Source organism: Pseudomonas sp. GL_090 (assembly GCF_057837765.1).
Genome location: NZ_CM174452.1, coordinates 531,909 through 552,975 on the forward strand (window position 1 = coordinate 531,909; position 21,067 = coordinate 552,975).

The 21,067-nt window shown below is 61.1% G+C and carries 16 protein-coding genes; 12 read left to right on the top strand and 4 right to left on the bottom strand.

The features are described from left to right. The first annotated feature begins 91 nt into the window (after positions 1-91). The 8 genes from cpdA to AC3ITA_RS02375 all read left to right on the top strand — a co-directional run bounded on the left by cpdA (position 92) and on the right by AC3ITA_RS02375 (position 9,634). The gene (gene cpdA, locus AC3ITA_RS02340) at positions 92-907 is read left to right on the top strand and encodes a 3',5'-cyclic-AMP phosphodiesterase (RefSeq protein WP_489279309.1); all 816 of its coding nucleotides are present in this window, start codon (positions 92-94) and stop codon (positions 905-907) included. Between the two features lie 202 nt (positions 908-1,109). Then, a complete protein-coding gene (locus AC3ITA_RS02345; RefSeq protein ID WP_489279310.1) occupies positions 1,110-1,718 on the top strand; it encodes a YqiA/YcfP family alpha/beta fold hydrolase in 609 nt (202 codons plus the stop codon). A 50-nt stretch (positions 1,719-1,768) separates the two neighbouring features. After that, positions 1,769-3,673 carry a DNA topoisomerase IV subunit B gene (gene parE, locus AC3ITA_RS02350; protein WP_414927907.1) on the top strand — a complete coding sequence of 635 codons (1,905 nt, stop codon included), beginning with the start codon at positions 1,769-1,771 and terminating at the stop codon, positions 3,671-3,673. Further along, positions 3,673-4,662 (top strand): esterase-like activity of phytase family protein, encoded by a 990-nt coding sequence (locus AC3ITA_RS02355; RefSeq protein WP_489279313.1) that lies wholly within the window; start codon positions 3,673-3,675, stop codon positions 4,660-4,662. Before parE ends, AC3ITA_RS02355 begins: the two co-directional genes overlap by 1 nt. Next, a complete protein-coding gene (locus AC3ITA_RS02360; protein WP_095943186.1) occupies positions 4,659-5,183 on the top strand; it encodes a retropepsin-like aspartic protease family protein in 525 nt (174 codons plus the stop codon). The genes AC3ITA_RS02355 and AC3ITA_RS02360 overlap by 4 nt, the downstream gene beginning before the upstream one ends. 7 nt (positions 5,184-5,190) lie before the next feature. Continuing rightward, positions 5,191-7,461, top strand: a complete 2,271-nt coding sequence (parC, locus tag AC3ITA_RS02365) for a DNA topoisomerase IV subunit A (RefSeq protein ID WP_095943185.1) — start codon at positions 5,191-5,193, stop codon at positions 7,459-7,461. A gap of 204 nt (positions 7,462-7,665) precedes the next feature. Further along, positions 7,666-8,379 (top strand): PqiC family protein, encoded by a 714-nt coding sequence (locus AC3ITA_RS02370; RefSeq protein WP_095943184.1) that lies wholly within the window; start codon positions 7,666-7,668, stop codon positions 8,377-8,379. Positions 8,380-8,692: 313 nt separating this feature from the next. Beyond that, on the top strand, positions 8,693-9,634 hold the full coding sequence (locus AC3ITA_RS02375; protein WP_150674322.1) for an IS110 family transposase: 942 nt from the start codon (positions 8,693-8,695) through the stop codon (positions 9,632-9,634). Positions 9,635-9,811: 177 nt separating this feature from the next. On the opposite strand, the gene AC3ITA_RS02380 is transcribed toward AC3ITA_RS02375, so the two are convergent. Next, a complete protein-coding gene (locus AC3ITA_RS02380) occupies positions 9,812-11,329 on the bottom strand; it encodes an AhpA/YtjB family protein (protein WP_095943183.1) in 1,518 nt (505 codons plus the stop codon). A 135-nt stretch (positions 11,330-11,464) separates the two neighbouring features. Here AC3ITA_RS02380 and serB point away from each other — a divergent pair, with 135 nt between their 5' ends. Beyond that, positions 11,465-12,679: a phosphoserine phosphatase SerB gene (gene serB / locus AC3ITA_RS02385; RefSeq protein ID WP_095943182.1), complete on the top strand. Its 1,215-nt coding sequence runs from the start codon at positions 11,465-11,467 to the stop codon at positions 12,677-12,679. 115 nt (positions 12,680-12,794) lie between these two features. On the opposite strand, the gene asd is transcribed toward serB, so the two are convergent. Genes asd through AC3ITA_RS02400 form a run of 3 tightly spaced genes read right to left on the bottom strand, consistent with a single transcriptional unit; the run spans position 12,795 to position 16,069 of the window. Continuing rightward, the gene (gene asd / locus AC3ITA_RS02390; RefSeq protein WP_008048034.1) at positions 12,795-13,655 is read right to left on the bottom strand and encodes an archaetidylserine decarboxylase; all 861 of its coding nucleotides are present in this window, start codon (positions 13,653-13,655) and stop codon (positions 12,795-12,797) included. Between the two features lie 18 nt (positions 13,656-13,673). Beyond that, the gene (locus AC3ITA_RS02395) at positions 13,674-14,489 is read right to left on the bottom strand and encodes a rhodanese-like domain-containing protein (protein ID WP_150672374.1); all 816 of its coding nucleotides are present in this window, start codon (positions 14,487-14,489) and stop codon (positions 13,674-13,676) included. A 41-nt stretch (positions 14,490-14,530) separates the two neighbouring features. Further along, positions 14,531-16,069: an HDOD domain-containing protein gene (locus tag AC3ITA_RS02400; protein ID WP_150672375.1), complete on the bottom strand. Its 1,539-nt coding sequence runs from the start codon at positions 16,067-16,069 to the stop codon at positions 14,531-14,533. 167 nt (positions 16,070-16,236) lie between these two features. Here AC3ITA_RS02400 and motA point away from each other — a divergent pair, with 167 nt between their 5' ends. From motA to AC3ITA_RS02415, 3 genes are all read left to right on the top strand, one after another. Continuing rightward, positions 16,237-17,088, top strand: coding sequence for a flagellar motor stator protein MotA (gene motA / locus AC3ITA_RS02405; RefSeq protein WP_008048039.1), 852 nt, complete (start codon positions 16,237-16,239; stop codon positions 17,086-17,088). 3 nt (positions 17,089-17,091) lie between these two features. After that, positions 17,092-18,135 carry a flagellar motor protein MotB gene (gene motB, locus AC3ITA_RS02410; RefSeq protein ID WP_150672376.1) on the top strand — a complete coding sequence of 348 codons (1,044 nt, stop codon included), beginning with the start codon at positions 17,092-17,094 and terminating at the stop codon, positions 18,133-18,135. 271 nt (positions 18,136-18,406) lie between these two features. Continuing rightward, a complete protein-coding gene (locus AC3ITA_RS02415; RefSeq protein ID WP_489279317.1) occupies positions 18,407-20,995 on the top strand; it encodes a type VI secretion system Vgr family protein in 2,589 nt (862 codons plus the stop codon). The last annotated feature ends 72 nt before the right edge of the window (positions 20,996-21,067 follow it).

Genomic DNA, 21,067 nt, shown 5'->3' on the forward strand with positions numbered 1-21,067 from the left:
CCTGTCAGGTTCTCGGATTTCCCCTTTCGGTCATCCCCCAGCATAATTGCGGCACTTACCCATCCCCGTGATCACGCCCTGGGAGAACGCCTTGCCGAGCGTATCCACATTGACCACCGCCGATCCGGCGTTATTGGTGCAACTCTCCGACAGTCACCTGTTTGCCGAAGCGGACGGCGCGTTGCTGGGCATGAACACCCGCGACAGTCTGCAAAAGGTCATCGAACTGGTGCGCGCGCAACAGCCGCGGATTGACTTGATCCTGGCCACGGGGGATCTGTCCCAGGACGGGACGCTGGAGTCCTACCAGCAATTTCGCGACATGACGCGCCAGCTCGATGCGCCGGCACGCTGGATTCCCGGCAATCACGATGAGCCGCGAATCATGGCCAAGGCGGCGGTGCAGAGCGCTTTGCTGGAACCTGTGGTGGATATCGGCAACTGGCGAGTCACGTTGCTCGATTCGGCGGTGCCAGGCTCGGTGCCAGGTTATTTGGAAGATGAACAGTTGCAGTTGCTCGCCCGCGCGTTGAGCGAAGCGCCGGAGCGTCATCATCTGGTGTGCTTCCATCATCATCCGGTTTCGATTGGTTGCGCGTGGATGGAGCCTATCGGTCTGCGCAATCCCGAGGCGTTTTTTGAAGTGCTGGATCGTTTTCCGCAGGTGCGCGCCGTGCTGTGGGGGCATGTGCACCAGGAAATCGATCAAATACGTAACGGCGTGCGTCTGATCGCCTCGCCGTCGACCTGCATCCAGTTCGAGCCGGGCAGCGAGGATTTCAAGGTTGGCGAACAGGCACCCGGGTATCGCTGGTTGCGGTTGCTACCCGATGGACGGCTGGAAACCGGGGTAGAACGGGTCATCGGCTTCGATTTCACCGTGGATTACGGCTCCAACGGCTACTGATTGCTCTTTCATTTCCAGAAACCGAGGCGCGGTCATCGCGAGCAGGCTCGCTCCCACAGGGACCTGAGGCGCTCCAAAAAACCTGTGGGAGCGAGCTTGCTCGCGATGGCGTCCTCACCGACACCCTGATTTTCGTGGATATCCCCGATTCCCCCGGGTCCCTGTAAACTCCGCCTCTTTAGCCGACGCACAGGGAGCTCAAATGTCCGGTTCGATCCTTTATATCCACGGCTTGAACAGCTCGCCGTTGTCGAAGAAGGCCTGCCAGTTGATCTACGTGATGGAGCGACTGGACCTGAGCGAATACTTGCGTGTTCCGGCGTTGCACCACCATCCGCGCCGGGCTATCGAGCAGCTGGAGCAGGCGATTGCCGAGCTGGGGCGGCCACTGCTGGTCGGCAGCTCGCTCGGCGGCTACTATGCCACTCACCTGGCTGAGCGCCTTGGCTTGAAAGCCCTGTTGATCAACCCTGCCGTCAGCCCGCACCGGATGTTCGACGGCTTTCTGGGGACGCAGAAAAACCTGTATACCGATGAGACCTGGGAAATGACCCACGACCACGTGACAGCCCTGGCTGAACTGGAAGTGCCGGCGCCCCAGGATCCACAGCGTTATCAGGTATGGTTGCAGACGGCTGACGAAACGCTGGACTATCGCCTCGCCCAGCAGTATTACCGGGCATGCGCCTTGCGTATTCAGGCCGGTGGCGACCACAGTTTCCAGGGTTTTGCCACGCGACTGCCGGCCATGTTGAGTTTTGCCGGCATTGGCGCCGATTTGTATCAGGCAATCGATTTCACCGCATTGTGAGCGATAGCCCCATGAATTCCTTTTTCACCGAACACTGACGACGAGACCCCATGGCCACTCCCAGCGCTAGCTCTTATAACGCAGACGCCATCGAAGTCCTCTCGGGCCTCGACCCGGTGCGCAAGCGCCCCGGCATGTACACCGACACCAGTCGGCCGAACCACCTTGCCCAGGAAGTCATCGACAACAGCGTCGACGAAGCCTTGGCCGGGCATGCCTCATCGGTACAGGTGATCCTGCATGCCGACCATTCCCTGGAAGTCAGCGATGACGGCCGTGGCATGCCGGTGGACATTCACCCCGAGGAAGGTGTTTCGGGCGTCGAGTTGATCCTCACCAAGCTGCATGCCGGCGGCAAGTTTTCCAACAAAAACTACCAGTTCTCCGGTGGCTTGCACGGAGTGGGTATTTCCGTGGTCAACGCCTTGTCCACCGAAGTTCGGGTGCGTGTAAAACGTGACGGCAACGAATATCAGATGACTTTCGCTGACGGTTACAAAAAGACCGAGCTGGAAGTGATCGGTACCGTCGGCAAGCGCAACACCGGTACCAGCGTATTCTTTGCGCCGGACCCGAAATACTTCGACTCGCCGAAATTCTCCATCAGCCGCCTCAAGCATGTGCTCAAGGCCAAGGCCGTTCTGTGCCCGGGCTTGCTGGTCAGTTTTGAAGACAAGGCCACCGGCGAAAAAGTCGAATGGCATTACGAAGACGGTCTGCGTTCCTATCTGGTGGATGCGGTCAGCGAATTCGAGCGCCTGCCGGACGAGCCGTTCTGCGGCAGCCTGGCCGGTAATAAAGAAGCGGTGGATTGGGCACTGCTGTGGCTGCCCGAAGGTGGCGACGCGGTCCAGGAAAGCTACGTCAACCTGATCCCGACGGCCCAGGGCGGCACTCACGTCAACGGTCTGCGCCAGGGCCTGCTCGACGCCATGCGCGAGTTCTGCGAATTCCGCAGCCTGTTGCCGCGCGGCGTGAAGCTGGCGCCGGAAGACGTCTGGGAACGCATCGCCTTCGTTCTGTCGATGAAGATGCAGGAACCGCAATTCTCCGGCCAGACCAAGGAGCGCCTGTCGTCCCGTGAAGCGGCGGCGTTCGTCTCCGGTGTGGTCAAAGATGCGTTCAGCCTGTGGCTCAATGCCAACCCGGAAACCGGCATGCTGCTGGCGGAACTGGCGATCAACAACGCCGGCCGTCGCCTCAAGGCCAGCAAGAAGGTCGAGCGCAAACGCATTACCCAAGGCCCGGCGCTGCCGGGCAAACTGGCCGACTGTGCCGGGCAGGACCCGATGCGTTCCGAGCTGTTCCTGGTGGAAGGTGATTCCGCCGGCGGTTCCGCCAAGCAAGCGCGGGACAAGGAATTCCAGGCGATCCTGCCGTTGCGCGGCAAGATCCTCAACACCTGGGAAGTCGACGGCAGCGAAGTGCTCGCCAGTCAGGAAGTGCACAACATCGCCGTGGCCATCGGCGTCGATCCGGGCGCGGCGGACATGAGCCAACTGCGCTACGGCAAGATCTGCATCCTCGCCGACGCCGACTCCGACGGTCTGCACATCGCGACCTTGCTGTGCGCCTTGTTCGTCCAGCATTTCCGCCCGTTGGTGGATGCCGGTCACGTCTATGTCGCGATGCCGCCGTTGTACCGCATCGACCTGGGCAAAGAGATCTACTATGCCCTCGATGAAGCCGAACGCGATGGCATCCTCGATCGCCTGGTGGCCGAGAAGAAGCGCGGCAAGCCGCAGGTCACCCGATTCAAGGGGCTGGGCGAAATGAACCCGCCGCAGCTGCGCGAGACCACCATGGACCCGAACACCCGGCGTCTGGTGCAGTTGACCCTGGAAGATTTCGAGGCGACCTCGGAAATGATGGACATGCTGCTGGCGAAGAAGCGCGCCGGTGACCGCAAGACCTGGCTGGAGTCCAAGGGCAACCTGGCCGAGGTGCTGGGCTGATGCGTCTGGGCTTTGCCCTGGCCTGTGGGTTGCTGCTGACGTCGATTACGGTATCTGCCGGGCCGGCGCCACAGCTGCGCGTGTTGTCCGGGCATGTCATCGAGGGTATGCGCGGCGGCAACCTGTCCGGCCTGGCGCAGTGCGGCAATGACCTGTGGGCGGTTTCCGACCGCGACGATGACCAGATCTACCGCCTCGATACCCGCGAATCCGTGTGGCAGGCACAAACAGTGCGCATCGACGTACCGCTGGTGCCTGACAGCGGTTTGCCCTGGGGGCTGAAGTCCCGCGTCTGGGTAGCTTCGTTCGTGCGTGGCGGCGATCTGGACTTCGAAGGCATCACCTGCGACAGCGCCGGCAATCGCTACATCGTCAGCGAAGGCCATGCCGCTGTCTTGCAAGTGCCGCCAACCGGGCCTGCCACCTGGCTGAAAATTTCGCCGATGATGGTTCGCGAAGCACGGGCCAGAGGCCTGCTCTTGCAATTCAACGCGTTGTTCGAAGGGCTGGCGATCAATCCGGCGGGGGATCAGATGTGGCTCGCCGCCGAGCGTCAAGGTCGGGGACTGCTGATGATCAAGCGCAAGCAAACGTTGTGGGATTGCGACGGTGGCTGCGTGCTGCTGAGCGAGGCGGGCATGGAAATGCAGCCCGAGCAGTTTCCCCATGCCAAGGCTGTCCCACGGGACTTCTCTGATCTGTCGCTGTTCAACGGCAAGCTGTTCACCCTTGAACGCAATGCCTTCCAGATCTGCCGCCGGGATGCGCAGACGGCCAAGGTCGAGCGCTGTTGGTCGTACGCCGCCGAGTTGTTGCAGGAAAACCGTCGTTATTCACAGAACTACGGGCTGGAAGAAGCGCTGATCGTGGATGCCGATGGCGCCTGGATCGGTGTCGACAATAATTTCGGCGCACGCGCCGATGGCGAAGTCCGCCCGGTGGTCTGGCGCTTCGCCGCACCGGAAGGTGGCTGGAGTGCCAAACCATGAGACAACAACGCCCGGGGCAGCGTATCGGCCGGGTGTTCATGGTGCTGGCCTGGTGTGCGGCGCTGTTTCTGGCCACGCGGTTTTTCGCCCAGTGGGAAGCGCGTCAGCAAAATCCGAATGTGGTGGTCAGTTCGGAGCAGGGCGAAGGTTTCATCGAGGTGAAACTGGTGAGCAATGTGCAGGGGCATTTCGTCGCCAGCGGCCAGATCAACGGCCAGCCGGTGGACTTCATGCTCGATACCGGTGCAACCGATGTGTCGATTCCGGCGGGCCTGGCCAAGCGCTTGAAGCTCGAAGAAGGATTCGGCGTGACCCTGAGCACGGCCAATGGCCTGAGCCAGGGCTATCGCACCCGTATCGAACGCCTGCAACTGGGCGACATCGTGCTGCGGGATGTACGCGCACTGGTGGCCCCGGGGCTGCATGGCGATCAGGTGTTGCTCGGCATGAGCGCACTGAACAAACTTGAATTTACCCAGCGCGGTGGCACCATGCTGCTGCGCCAGACAACGAACCGATGAGGCCCGCATGAGCGACTCCCTTGATCTCAGCCTGGACGGTGTAGAACGCCGGTCACTGGCTGACTTCACCGAAAATGCCTACCTCAACTACTCCATGTACGTGATCATGGACCGTGCCCTGCCGCATATCGGCGACGGCCTGAAACCGGTACAGCGCCGCATTATTTATGCGATGAGCGAGTTGGGGCTGGACGCCGATTCCAAGCACAAGAAATCGGCGCGTACCGTCGGTGACGTGCTCGGTAAGTTCCACCCCCACGGCGATTCGGCCTGCTACGAAGCCATGGTGCTGATGGCCCAGCCGTTCAGCTATCGCTACACGCTGGTCGACGGCCAGGGCAACTGGGGTGCGCCGGATGATCCCAAGTCCTTCGCCGCCATGCGTTACACCGAAGCGCGGCTGTCGCGTTATTCCGAAGTGCTGCTCAGCGAGCTGGGCCAGGGCACGGCGGATTGGGGCCCGAACTTCGACGGTACCCTCGACGAACCGCTGGTGTTGCCGGCACGTTTGCCGAATATCCTGCTCAACGGCACCACCGGTATCGCCGTGGGCATGGCCACCGACGTTCCGCCGCACAACCTGCGGGAAGTCGCCACGGCGTGCGTGCGTTTGCTCGACGAGCCCAAGGCCACGGTCGAACAGCTCTGTGAGCACATCCAGGGCCCGGACTACCCGACCGAAGCGGAAATCATCACCCCGCGCGCCGACCTGCTGAAAATCTACGAAACCGGTCGCGGTTCGGTGCGCATGCGCGCCGTGTATCACATCGAAGACGGCGACATCATCGTCACCGCGCTGCCGCATCAGGTCTCGGGCGCCAAGGTGCTGGAGCAGATCGCCGCGATGATGCAGGCCAAGCCGTCCAAGGCGCCGCAAATTGCCGACCTGCGTGACGAATCCGACCACGAAAACCCGTGCCGGATCGTGATCATTCCGGGGGCGCGGAAAAACTTCGACCACGATGCCCTGATGCAGCACCTGTTCGCCAGCACCGAGCTGGAGTCGAGCTACCGGGTCAACATCAATATCATCGGCCTGGACGGCAAGCCGCAGTTGAAAAACCTGCGGGCGCTGCTGGTCGAATGGCTGGAGTTCCGGGTGCAGACCGTGCGTCGTCGCCTGCAATTCCGCCTCGACAAGGTCGAGCGTCGCCTGCACCTGTTGGACGGTTTGTTGATTGCCTACCTCAACCTGGATGAAGTGATCCACATCATCCGTACCGAGGAGCATCCGAAAGCCGCGTTGATCGAGCGTTTCGCCCTCAGCGAAATCCAGGCCGACTACATCCTCGACACCCGTCTGCGTCAGTTGGCGCGACTGGAAGAGATGAAGCTGCGTGCCGAGCAGGATGAACTGCTCAAGGAACAAGCCAAGCTGCAAGCTCTGCTGAGCAGCGAAACCAAGTTGAAAAAACTGGTGCGCAGCGAACTGATCAAGGACGCTGAAACCTACGGGGATGACCGCCGGTCGCCTATCGTCGAGCGCGCCGAAGCCAAGGCCCTGACCGAGCACGATCTGCTGCCGAACGAGAAAGTGACGGTGGTGCTGTCGGAAAAAGGCTGGATTCGCTCCGCCAAAGGCCACGAAATCGACGCCACCGGGCTTTCCTACAAGGCCGGGGACGGTTTCAAGGCGCTGGCAGCCGGGCGCTCCAACCAGTTTGCGGTGTTTATCGACTCCACCGGTCGCAGTTATTCGGTGGCCGCCCACACCTTGCCGTCGGCCCGTGGCCAGGGCGAGCCACTGACCGGTCGCCTGACGCCGCCGCCAGGGGCGAGTTTCGAATGCGTGCTGATGCCCGAAGACGATGCGCTGTACGTGATCGCTTCCGACGCCGGCTACGGTTTCGTGGTCAAGGGAGAAGACCTGCAGGCCAAGAACAAGGCGGGCAAGGCCCTGCTGAGCCTGCCGAACAACGCCAAGGTCATGCTGCCGCGCCCTGTGGCCGATCGTGAGCAGAACTGGCTGGCGTCGGTGACGACCGAAGGTCGCCTGCTGATCTTCAAAATCAGCGACCTGCCACAATTAGGTAAAGGCAAAGGCAATAAGATCATCGGGATTCCCGGTGAGCGAGTGGCCAGTCGTGAAGAGTATGTGACGGACATCGCCGTATTGCCGGACGGTGCAACACTGGTGTTGCAGGCCGGAAAACGTACTTTGTCACTGAAAGCGGACGATCTTGAGCACTACAAGGGTGAGCGTGGTCGTCGTGGTAACAAATTGCCGCGTGGTTTCCAGCGGGTAGATGCACTGCTCGTCGAAAGCCCGGTCAACTGAGCGCTACTGCGTTCAGTTGACCGAAGAACGCGAGTTTGAGGCGCCGATCTACGATTTAACCCGTAGTTCGGCGCTTTGCGCTGGAGTCGGAACGCATATTCACGGATGATATGGCCTTTCAAGCGCCGGCACTGCCGCGCGTTCTTCATATTTATTGAGTATTTTTACTGTGATCAGCCTTTTTGCGATCACCTGGATGGGACGATGACTGCTCTGCGCCTTCCTTTTATTCTTTTGCTCGTCGGCGTTCTTGGCCTGGCGGGTTGCAGCGTTCACCAGCCGGTGTCGTTGTATCAGCTGGACGCTGGTAGTCCGGTTCAGCCCGCACAGAACGCGGGCATGGCGGTATTGTTGGGGCCGGTCACCGTGGCCGACTACCTGCAACGTGAGACCCTGTTGCAGCGTCAGCCTGATGGCAGCCTGCAGGCCTCGACTGACGGTCGTTGGGCTGGCAGCCTTTCGTCGGATATCGATCAGCTGCTGCTGCGTCAGGTCGCAGGTCGCCTGGACAGCCAGCGCGTAGTGCTGGCCCCGGCGACAGTGGGCTTCACGCCGGATGTTCAGGTACTGCTGACCATCACGCGCCTGGACTCGGGTGAAAAACAACCGGCGATCCTCGACGCGCAATGGCGCCTGATCGACCGTCGCGGGCAGGTCCGCGACAACCGCATCATCCATTTGCAGGAACAGCATGCCGGTACCACGGCGGCGCAGGTCCAGGCACAGGGTGTGTTGTTGCAACGACTGGCCGAACAACTGTCGGTGGCGCTCAAGCCCCTGGCCAATCAGCCGCCGATCGCCGAAGTTCCGCGCAAACCGGCAGCCAAGGCGCCAGCACCTGCGGTGGAGCAGGAAAAGCAGCCGAAGATCCCGATGGCCGCGCCTATTCGTACGGATATGGAAGTGTTCCGCTTCTGACCCTGGATGGATTTGAAACAAAGCCCGCATTGATGCGGGCTTTGTTGTTTCTGCGGGCTGGAGATCTTTAGCGCCTGTTCCGGCCTCATCGCGAGCAGGCTCGCTTGTATGGTAGGACTTGAAGGGAGGAGGAGGGACAAGGCTCGATTCTGACTGTTAGCGCAGTACAGACCGTGGGAGATTTCGCCCCTCCTCCTTTCACCCAAGCGCCGATAAAGAATGCATCTGGCTAGACCGACGATAGGAACAAGCCTGCGCCTCTGGGTGAGCCCTTCAAGTGCTCAAACCTTATCCCGGAGGAAATCCTGTGGCAATGCCGGTCTCTCTATCAAAACCGATCGTGGGTGTGGATGTCGCCAAAAATGAGCTGGTGATTTATCAGTATGATGGTGATTCGCTTCAAGAGATTCCCAACACCAAGACATCCATCAAACAGTGGCTGAAGGCGTTGTCGGGAACGGTGGCCATTGCCATTGAGGCGACCAACATCTACCACCTGGACTTCGCTGATCTGGCCTATGAGGCCGGTTGCACGATTTACATGGTGGGAGGCTATGAACTCAAACATTATCGCGAAGGCGTGAAGATCCGCGCCAAAACCGACGCACTGGATGCCAAGCTGCTGGCTCGTTACCTGAAGAACGAGGCCGAGGAGTTGCGTCCCTGGACCCCGCCCTCACCGCTGTACCGCCAGCTCCTGAGCCTTTTCCGCCGTCGCGCAGCCTTGGTCCAGGCCAGGGTCGGCCTGGTGCAGAGCTGGTCGAATGAGCCGCTGCTCAAGGCGGCTTTTGCCGAGCAAGTGAAGTCCATGCAGCAGCTTGAGACGCTGATCGAAAAGACGATCAACGATCAGCTCAAAGAGGCCGGTTTGCTCGGTCAATTGAAGCGCTGCCTGAAAGTTGAGGGTATTGGATTTTTGACTGGGGCCCGCTTGATAACCGCATTTCAGCGAGGAGATTTTAGAAACGCGGATGCATTTATCGCCTTCTTGGGCATGGATTTACGGGTGGCGAAATCAGGACAGAAGGACGCTCGCCGCAGTTTGAGCAAGCGCGGTGACCCCGAGGCCCGCCGACTTCTGCACAATGCAGCGATGTCGGCTAGCCGTACGAAAGCCTGGAAAGGGTATTACGAAGAACAAAGAACTCGGGGGTTCAGCACCACTCAGGCGCTAGTGATGCTGGCTCGCAAGCTTGCTCGGGTGGTATTCGCCTTGCTGAAAGGGCAAAGCGAATATCAGCCAAAAGCCAGTTGAGGACTTTCCCTCAACCATAGAATCTCCCACAATTGATCCGGACAGCCCACAGGAGGGGGGGGGGCACTGACGATCCCCTGTGGGAGCGAGCTTGCTCGCGATGAGGCCAGAACAGGCCACAAAAAAGCCCGCAGACGATCGCTCATCTGCGGGCTTCTTCAGATCGGGGCCTGCGGCTTAAGCGCGGCGCTCGTGCATCCGCGCCAGTTGCCGCTCGAGCATCGACGGATACGGCTCCATCAACCGCTCCACGCAGCATGCACCTTCAGGGCTGGCAATCGGGCGGATCCGTGCACGCTGACGGATCAACGCGTCGTCACTGATCTTGCGCTCCACCAGCAGCAGGTTGCGGCTGTGTTGTGACAGTGCCAGGGCGTCCTGGGCGGGGTCGGTCAGCAGCAGGTCGATCTGGCTCAGGCCGAACAGTTCGTCGCCCAGGGTCAGGCCCAGCTGCAACTGCAGGGTAATGCCGCTGTCCGCGACTTCGATCTGCAACTGGTGGCCTAGAGCCCGCAGCAGCTCGCCACAGCAGATGGCGTTGGTCAGGTAATCGTCGCCGCTGTCTTCGGTGTGGAACAGCATCAACGTGCTGCCATCGTTCAAGGTCTCCACTTCGCCTTGATACAGCGAAGCGGCCTGGTCGAGGCAATCGCGATAGCGTTCGAGCAGCTCTTCAAGTCGCGCACGCGGCAGGCGTCGCAGTTGCTCCTGGGAACCCAGTTGCACCGCCAGCACCGCGCTGTGTTGCGGCACGCTCGGCGTGGCCTTGCGAATCACCGGTTGTGGAGGGCTGTCCAGCGACTCGTCGCGCAGATCGGCGAACGGGTCTTCATCATCGTCGTCTTCAACAGTGCTGACGATCTGCCGTGGCGCTGGCTTGAGCGCCGCTACCGGGCGGCTCTCGTCGAAACTCGGGTCGCGCAGGTTACGGACTTCGAAGGCCGGGTCGGCCTCGTCATCGACGTCGTCGAATTCCGGTTCCGGTTCCGGCACAGGGGCGGGCTCCGGGGCGAAGTTGGCGTGCAGCTGGCGCGCCAGGTCGCCGATTTCGTCCTGGCGGTCGGTGCCCGGGGTGTATTCGTCGATGTTGCGCAGCCACACCCGCAATTGCAGCAGCGGCGTTGAGAGATAACGCCCCATGCGCAGGCTCAGGGCCAGGGACAGGGCCAGCAGGATGGCGCTCAGAATGCCCATGCTTTGCAGGCTGATGGTCATCGGCTGCTGGAACTGGTCCATGTCCAGGCTGATGCGCAATTGCCCGGCAGTCACGTCCTGGAAGGTGATTTTGCTCTGGTACATGCCCTCGGCTTCGCCCAGCAGGCCATGCTTGGGACGCTGGCCGGATTCGGCGAGGATGCGGTTGTCCGGGCTGTAGATGGCGGCGTGGGCCACCAGTTTGTTCTTGGTCAGGTTATTGAGCAGCACATTGAGGCTGAGGATGTCGTTGGACACCAACAGCTCGGTGGCCGAGGTGGCCGTCTGCGTAGTCAGGCTTTCGCCCAGCGCATCCGCCTGCTCGTGCATGGCCTGCTTGAACTGCAGGCCCATCACACCGGCATAGATGACCAGGGCCAGGGCGACCAGAATCACGTTATGGCTGGCGATGCGCAATGCAATCGGTACACGGCGGTGGCGCAGTGCCCGGAAGATCAGCAGGAAGAAGTTATCGGTTTTTACTGGCGTAGGCCGGTTCACTTGAGCTCGGCTCTTTTGTCCGTGGAGTTGACGCGCAGTATAGCGACAGGCCCTAGACCGTCAAAGCGCTCACGGTGCCCGATGGTCACTGAAAGTGGGTAGAATGCGGTTTTTTTCCACCTGCGGGGGTGCGCCTTGCGCGAAATCGTCCTGATAAACATCACGGGAGTCGACCGTCCGGGTCTGACTGCGGCCATTACCGGCGTTCTGGCCCAGGGTGGTGTGAACATTCTCGACATCGGTCAGGCGGTGATCCACGACACCTTGTCGTTCGGCATCCTGGTTGAAATTCCCGACACCGAGCAAGGCAAGTCCGTGCTCAAGGACATCCTGTTCAAGGGGTACGAGCTCGATCAACAGGTGCGTTTCACGCCAGTGTCCGAAGTGGATTACCAGCAGTGGGTCGGCAACCAGGGCAAAAAACGCCACATCGTGACCCTGTTGACCCGCAAGGTGACAGCCGGGCAGTTGCAGGCCGTGAGCTCGATCACCGCCAAATATGGCCTGAACATCGACCATATCGATCGTCTGTCCGGGCGCATGCCGCTGGACACTCCGGCCGACAAGGGCAAGGGCTGCATCGAGTTTTCCGTGCGTGGCGAAGCGGCTGATCCGCAGGCGCTGCGTGCCGAATTCCTCAGCGTTGCCCAGGAACTGAACGTCGACATCGCCTTCCAGGAAGATTCGCTGTTCCGTCGCAACCGTCGTCTGGCGGTGTTCGACATGGATTCGACCCTGATCGAAGCCGAAGTCATCGATGAACTGGCCAAAGCGGCGGGTGTCGGCGACAAGGTCTCGGAAATCACTGAACGGGCAATGGCCGGCGAACTGGACTTCCGCGCCAGCTTCAAGGAGCGCCTGGCCTTGCTCAAAGGCCTGGACGTCAATGTGCTGGACTCCATCGGCGCCTCGCTGCGCCTGACCGAAGGCGCCGAAACCCTGTTCGCTGAACTCAAGCGACTGGGCTACAAGACCGCGATTCTGTCGGGCGGCTTCACTTACTTCGCCAAGCAATTGCAGGCGAAGCTGGGTATCGACTATGTGTTCGCCAACGAACTGGAAGTGGTCGACGGCAAAGTCACCGGCGTGGCGATAGAGCCGATTGTCGATGCGCAGCGCAAGGCGGACTTGCTGAAGGAACTGGCACACAAGGAAGGCTTGCGCCTGGAGCAGACCATTGCGGTCGGTGACGGTGCCAACGATCTGCCGATGCTGGCGATTGCCGGGTTGGGTGTGGCGTTCCGCGCCAAGCCGCTGGTCAAGCAGTCGGCCAAGCAAGCGATCTCGACCCTGGGGCTGGATGGCGTGCTGTATCTGCTGGGTTTCCGCGATCGCGACGGACAGCTCTAACACCGCAAACTACTGTAGGAGCGAGCTTGCTCGCGATGGGCGTTAACGATGACGCGGGCAATCTGAATGCCCGCGTCGCCTCGCCGTTCATCGCGAGCAAGCTCGCTCCTACAGGTCAGGCTTTTGGTGAGCCCATGCCCTGACCCATCTGCACCGCTGTACCGGCGGTCATTTCTTCAGCCCACTTAACCTGATCCGGCCCGAACAGCACGACGGCGGTCGAACCCAGCTTGAAGCGACCCAGTTCCGCACCTTTTTCCAAGTGGATCGGCGCACGTGCGGCTTCGTCGTAGCGGAAGGTTTTCAGCTCGCGTTTCGGCGGCGTGACCAGACCGGCCCAAACGGTTTCAATCGACGCAACGATCATCGCGCCCACCAGCACCACGGCCATCGGTCCGCGCTCGGTGTCGAATATGCACGCCACGCGCTCGTTGCGGGCGAACAGTTCCGGAACGTTTTCAGCGGTTGTCTGGTTGACCGAGAACAGGCGACCCGGGATGTAGACCATCTCGCGCAGGGTGCCGGCCAGTGGCATGTGCACGCGGTGGTAGTCCTTCGGCGACAGGTAGATGGTCGCGAAGTCGCCACCCATGAACGGCGCAGCGTTTGCCGCATCGCCACCCAACAGTTCCAGCACGCTGAAGCTGTGGCCCTTGGCCTGGAACACACGACCGTGTTCGATCGGGCCAAGCTGGCTGATCGCGCCGTCGGCCGGGCTGAGGATCGCGCCCGGAGTCTCGTCCAGCGGGCGGGCACCGTCTTTCAGCGCGCGGGTGAAGAACGCATTGAAGTGCTCGTAGGCGGTCAGGTCTTCGACCAGCGCCTGGGACATGTCCACCTGATAGCGCTTGGCGAACCAGGCGGTAAAGGCATTCTTGAACCAGCGCACGCGGCATTCGGCGATGCAGCCGGCCAGTCGCGAGAGCAAGTTGTGGGGCAGCAGGTACTGGCCGAGGAGAAACAGACGCTTGTTCATTAACGGTCCTTAAAAATCTTAAATGTCTACCGGGGTATCGGGATGGTTGCCCCATTCGCCCCAGGAGCCGGCGTAGCCTTTGACCCGCGGATAACCGAGAGCCTTGGCCACCAGATAGGTGAAGCCAGAACGATGGTGGGTCTGGCAGTGGGTAATCACTTCTTTGTCTTTGCTGATCCCGAGTTGTTCGAGGATCTGCGGCATGTCGGTGCGGATGCGCAACTGGCGTGCCTTATCCATGCCGGCGGTCCATTCGAAATTGACCGCGCCGGGAATGTGTCCGCCCTTGGCTGCCAGGACTTTCTCGCCGGAAAACTCCAGCGGTCCGCGTGCATCCCAGATCGCCAGATCGGCGGCACCGAGACGGCTTTGCAGGTATTCGCGAGTGGCGGTGGGTTCGTCGTGCAAGGTCAGTGGAACCGGGCCGCCCACGGGTGGCGGGATCTGGATCGACATGGGCAAGCCTTCCGTCAGCCAGGCCGTCAGGCCGCCGTCGACATAGTGGTACTTGCCGTGGCCGATGACATCCAGCAGCCAGATGAAGCGCCCGGCCCAGCCGCCGCCTTCGTCGTCATACACCACGTAGACCGCATCGGGATTGTGTCCCAGTTCACCAAACAGCGTTTCGAGTGCTGCCTGCGGGGGCATCAGTCCCGGGGCGGGGGCCTGGCCGAGCTGCGTGCGCTTCGGATCGACAAAGCGCGCCCCGGGAATGTGCCCTTCGGCGTAGCGGGCGGGACTGGTCAAGTCCACCAGAATCAGTTCGCGGGCGTCGAGGCGAGGGAGCAAGTCGCTCGGCTCGATCACCAGCGGCAAGCCAGAGAAGTCAGACATGTGAGGTCTCCAGAGCACAAAAGGGAGGATTGTAACGCAGCTTATTGGCCACGGTGGCTAAAGCTGTGCAGGGCTTTTTCGATGCATTGCGCGGTTTTACCGAAGGCCTGTACGGAGATTTCCGAAAACGGCCCGCCGCCTTGATCCGCCACGACGATCATGATCACCCGGCCATTGTTGACCAGCGAACGCAGCAGCAGGTGTTCGCCGCTGAACTGCGAGCGCAGGTTGTTGGGTAGCAGGGCCGAGAATTGCACGTTGTTGGCTGGCGTCAGGCGCACCTGGGCCTGCTGCGCAAGCAGGCGTTGCAACACGTTGCTCTGGCTGACCACGAAGTTCAACCCGGCAGCCTCCTTCGGCAGGCCGGCCGTCTGGTGCACACGCAGGTTGGTGTGGGTGCGGTCGGCCATCAGGATCATCACCCGACGCATGCCGCAGGCCACGAGGGCGTCCCGGGCGGCGATGGTCAAGTGCATGGCGTTGGTGAAGCGACTCGGCTCGACCAGCAATTCGGCACATTGCTTGCGCCACTTCGCCAGGTCTTCGGCGGTGGGTGCCGCTGCTGGCAGTAAGCCTGCGTGGACGCGGTTCATGCCCCACGGCCAGATCAGCGATTCGGCGGGGTGCCAGAGATCGGGCATGGCGTGATGGCGTGCGCTGTTGGCGGCTTGCTGGTGCAGTTGTTGCTGCAGCTCGTCCATCGGCATTTGCAGGTAAAGGCAGGTCAGGTACTGCCAGCGCTCACTGTGGGGGCTGTCCCAGGCGTGTTGCGCCGACAGTGCCAGCCCGTTGGCCAGCAGCACCGTATTGGCCGGTTGATTGAGCCAGCGGCGCAGGGTCGGATCGTCATCGAGGCGGTTCTGCTGACGCAGTGGATGCTCGCTGTCACGGGCGATGCGCAGGACCTTCACCAGTTCCCGCTGTTCGGTGAGCAGCAGGCGATAGCCCTGCTGCACCCAGATCGGCAAGCGCCAGTTCTCTACCAGCGCCTGACCGATGTCCAGCAGGCGTACGCCAAACAGTTGTTGCTCGACTTTGCGTGCCGACTCGCCTTTATGGATGACCCGCAGCTCCCAGTCTTCGAGCAGTTTCGGATGGGTCAGCGCCAGCGGCCACAGGGGCGAAAGAAACAGCAGGCTGCCCCAATGGATGTCCTGCCACAGGCGCGCCAGGCGACTGGCAAAAAAGCCGTTGGCCTGTTGCGTGGCGTGCTGGCTGATCATCTGCAACTGACGCAGGGCTTTGGGGATCTCGGACTGGGGTTCGACGGGCAACCGCGCGAGCAGTTCTTCGGTGCGCTTCAGGCCGAGGCGATTGATCGCAATCTCGAGGTTTTCCGCAGGCTCGATCATGCCGCCATGGGTATGCCGGTTGGCTTCGCGAATCACGCTCAAGGCCAGTGCCGGGCTGCCTTGCATGAGGTCGGCGATATCGCGCAGCGAGCTGCGGTTGTCGCCGATGGCCTTGCAGACCCGGTTGTGACTGGCTTGCGGAACCGGCAGGCGCACGCCATCGAGCAGCTTGACCCAGCCTTCGAGAGTGGTCGGTTTCGGGGTTGGAACGTTCGTTTCGTTAACCATGGTGGGAGGCGATCATCGTCAACATTACCTGGACCCGGAAGGGGTCAAATTAGCTTTTCGCCTGAACTGGCTATAGTCTGGCGCAGTTTTGCCGATAAGTAGAAGAAGAGATTTTTTAACTTCCGAATATGACCTTGAACCCGACTCAGTAAGTGCTCTCCTAACCTATGGCTAAAATTATCGGCATCATCGTCGTATTCGCGAGCGTGCTCGGCGGATACGTGCTTTCCCACGGCAAGATTGCCGCCCTGATCCAGCCTTTCGAGGTCATGATCATCGGCGGCGCGGCCCTCGGCGCTTTCCTGCAGGCCAACCCCGGCTACATGACCATGCACGTGCTCAAGAAGTCCCTGAGCATGTTCAGTTCGCGTTTCAACCACGGCTTCTACCTTGAAGTGCTGGGCCTGATCTACGAGATCCTCAACAAGAGCCGCCGCGAAGGCATGATGGCCATCGAAGGCGACATCGAAGATGCCGCCGCGAGCCCGATCTTCGCCAAGTACCCGACCGTTCTCAAGGACGAGCGCATGACCGCGTTCATCTGCGATTACCTGCGCATCATGTCTTCCGGCAACATGGCTCCCCACGAGCTGGAAGGCCTGTTCGACATGGAACTGTTCAGCCTCAAGGAAGACCTGGAACACCCATCCCACGCCGTCAACGGCATCGCCGACGCCATGCCCGGTTTCGGTATCGTCGCGGCGGTATTGGGTATCGTGGTAACCATGGCTTCGCTGGGTGAAGGCGACCAGAAGTCCATCGGCCTGCACGTGGGTGCGGCACTGGTGGGTACCTTCTTCGGTATTCTCGCCGCCTACGGCTTCTTCGGCCCGCTGGCCCATTCCCTGGCCCACGATGCCAAGGAAGAGCTGAACGTCTACGAAGCCATCAAGGCCTCGCTGGTGGCTTCGGCTTCCGGCATGCCGCCATCGCTGGCCGTGGAGTTCGGGCGCAAGGTTCTGTACCCGGCGCACCGTCCAAGCTTCGCCGAGCTGGAACAAGCGGTTCGCGGTCGTTAAGTTATGGAAAACAATCAGCCGATCATTATCAAGCGCGTCAAGCGCATTGCCGGCGGGCACCACGGGGGCGCGTGGAAAATCGCCTTCGCCGACTTTGCCACGGCGATGATGGCGTTCTTCCTGGTGTTGTGGCTGCTGTCCACCGCCACGCCGGAACAGAAGATCGCCATCGCCGGTTACTTCAAGGACCCGATCGGCTTTTCCGAAAGCGGCACGCCGTACATCATCGATCTGGGTGGTACGCCGACCATGGCGCCGGAAAACACCCTCAACCCCGAGGTCAAGTCCCAGCCACAGCCGGACAAGGTCACTATCGATACCGACCAGGTCGAAGGCATGGCCGAGCAGGTCGAAAAAGAGCGCCTCGAACTGTTGCTGCAAGAATTGCAGAACAAGGTCGAAGAAAACCCGCAGATGCAGAAGTTCAAGGACCAGATCCTGTTCGAAATCACGCCGGACGGCCTGCGTATCCAGATCATGGACGCGGAAAACCGCCCGATGTTCGATTCAGGCTCGGCTCGCTTGAAGCCGTATTTCGAAGACATCCTGCTGGCCATGGCCGACACCATCAAGGCGGTTCCGAACAAGATCAGCATCAGCGGCCACACCGATGCCAAGCCATACACCGGCACCGGTGATTTCGGTAACTGGGAGCTTTCGGCCAACCGTGCCAACGCCGCACGGCGTGCGCTGGTGGCGGGCAGTTATCCGGAGGCACAGGTGGCGCGGGTGGTCGGTTATGCCTCGTCGGCCCTGTTCGATCGCGAGCATCCGTTCAATCCGGTCAACCGTCGCATCGACATCGTGGTGCTGACGAAGAAAGCCCAGCGTGCAATCGAAGGATCGCAAGGTGCGGAGCCTGCTGTTGATGCGCCGCAAGGTTCGGCTGCTCCGGGAGCCGCACCGGCTGCACCGGTCGACCCGAATGCATTGCCGGCGGACAAGGAGCCTCTGCCGGCTCATGAACTGCGTGAGCGTCTGAACCTGTTTGATGACCCGGCACCGAAACCGGGTGAGCCCGCTAAACCCGTTACAACGCCAAAGTAGTGATGTCTAGTCCTGAAACAGGTTTACCCCTGTTTCAGGACTAGCCCCCCCCAGTACCCACGTATCTTCCGTCGTCCAAAACAAAAAACAGACAACGCTGCTACGTCGATCGCGATTGTGTCGACTAATCCGCACCCAAAACAGGACAGATCCTACATACGAGCTATTGCATAAGCGCCTTAAATGCCCGTTTCAGTGTTTCCCCAGGAGCAAGGACATAACAAATCCTGGGGGGCGAACACGGGTTGCTTATGTCGCAGGAAGCTTGTTAATGGAACTGACAAAAATATTCTCGCCACAAAACCGCCGCCTGATCAGCTTCATCTCCCCGTTCAAAGACCATCAGGAACTTCTGCTTGAGGAGTTTTACGGTTCCGAAGGTCTGTCGACCTTGTTCAGTTTCGAGTTGTCACTGATCAGTCAGGACGCCCGGCTGGAGCTCAAGTCTCTGATGGGGCAACCGGCGTCGCTCGAGATTGAACTGGCGTGCGGCGAGGCGCGCTACATTCACGGTTACATCAGTCGCTTCAGCCTGCAGAACAGTGACGGTGGCCTGGCTTACTATTCGGCCACCTTGAGCCCCTGGCTGTGGATGCTGTCGCGCCGCTTCGACTCGCGGATCTTTCAAGAGCAAACCGTCGAAGACATCCTGCGCACGGTGTTCGCCCACTATGGCGTGCTGCCCGGGTTCGAGTTCCGTCTGGAGCAGCCGCTCAGGTCCCACAGCTACATCACGCAATACCGCGAGAGCGATCTGGATTTCGTCTTGCGCCTGCTGGAACGTGAGGGTCTGTTTTTCTACTTCGATCATTCGAAGGAAGAACACCGCCTGATCATCACCGATCACTCCCGCCACCTTGAGCCGCTGGCCCGGCAACCACGGATCCGCTACCACAGCGCTTCGGTCACCGAGACCGCCGACTCGATCACCCAATGGAGCAGCCACCGGGAGTTGCAATCCGGCAAGATGGCCATCCAGACGTTCGACTACCGCCAGCCGCGCAACCCGCTGCCGGTGAGCATGCCCAGCCTCAACGCCCAGGGTGAGGTCCCCGCCTACGAAATCTACGACTTTCCCGGTCACTACAGCCACGGGATACCCGCCGATGGCGAAGCACTGGTGCGTCATCGACTCGAAGCCCTGGAGGTACAGGCCAAGACATTTCAGGGCGCCAGCAACTGTCGCGCCATGCTGCCCGGTTACACCTTCGAACTGACCGAGCACTTCGATCACGACCGTGATCCCGTGGATGATCGCCAGTTCCTCCTGCTCAAGGTGGAGCACCGAGGCCGCAACAACTACCTGACGGATCAACCGGCGAGCTACGACAACACCTTCGTCTGCATCCGCCACAAGATTGCGTATCGCCCACCGATCATGACGCCCCGGCCGACGATTTCCGGGCCGCTCACCGCCATTGTGGTGGGCCCGAAAGGCGAGGAGGTGTTTACCGACGAGATGGCCCGCGTGCAAGTGCGCTTTCATTGGCAGCGGGAGCAGGATGCGGCGCAAGGCACGACCTGGCTGAGGGTCGCCATGCCCAGTGGCGGCACCGGCTTCGGCCATCAGTTTTTGCCGCGCATCGGTCAGGAAGTGCTGGTCACCTTCCTCGGTGGCGACATCGACCGCCCCCTGGTGACGTCGGTGCTGTACAACGCCGACCATGTTCCGCCGCACTTCAGCAACGCCACGGGGTTGCCGGGCAATCGCACCTTATCCGGGATCCAGAGCCGGGAACATCAGGGCAGGGGCTTCAACGAACTGCTCTTCGACGATACCCCCGGCGCGCTGCGCGCCCGACTGGCCACGACCCATCAGGCCACGGCGCTGAATCTGGGCAAACTCGTCACCCCGCGAACCGATGGACAGGCCCAGGCGCGCGGCCAGGGCGCCGAATTGCGCAGCGATGCCGCGATTGCCCTGCGGGCGGCCCAAGGGCTGTTGTTGACCACCTACGCTCGCCGCGATGCGCAGGGCTCACAGCTGGACCGCGAAGAACTGCTCACGCTCTTGGCCGAGTGCGGCGAGCTGTTCCAGTCCCTCGGCCAGACCGCCGCTGCCCGTGGCAGTCGGCAGGTCGACACCCAGGGCATCGAGGCGTTGCGCCAGTCGTTGAGTCAATGGCCGGCGCCCGAGAGCAACAGTCCGGGCGAGCCGGTGGTCGCAGTGGCGGCTGAAGCCGGCATTGCCAGCGGCACTCCGCGTTCGCAGGTGCATTACGCCGGTGAAAACCACGACACCACCGCCCAGGACCACCTGCAGTTGACCAGCGGCGCGGCCATGCGTCTGCACGCCGGCAAAGGGATCAGCGCCTTCGCCCAGGACGAGGGCATCAGCGCCATCGCCAATCGCGGCCAGGTGCGGGTGCAAGCCCAGGACGACGACATGGTGCTCAACGCGCAAAAGAACCTGCACCTGTCGGCGGCCGAAGGCGAGGTGCTCGTCACCGCCCCCACCATCCGCCTGGTGGCCGATGACGGCAGCTACATCAGGATCGGCGGCGGGGTCGAGATCGGCACGCAGGGCAAGGCCATTGTGCATGCCGGCGAGCATGACTGGGTGGGGCCGAAGACCGACAGTGCCGCCATTCCTTTTTTCGGACGGGACGGTGCTGACCAGCGGCATCGACTGCACTACGAAGGTGATCCAACCGCAATTGCTCAAGGCCAACCTTACAAAGTCGTATTGGAAGACGGCAGCCTGGTGCAAGGCATCACGGGAATTGATGGTCTTACCGAGTTGCTTCAGCGAACAGATATGCAATTCGCCAGTCTCGAGGTTTTTCGCAACTCATCCCAGCAGGCTGCGAACCCGGGCTCGAACAGCACAGGGGCGGACGCCAGTACGGACGCAGACTGAAGTACGCCGATGACACGCAGATCATCAGCCTGCTCGATCAATATGAATCAACGATTGAAGCCTCTCAATAAA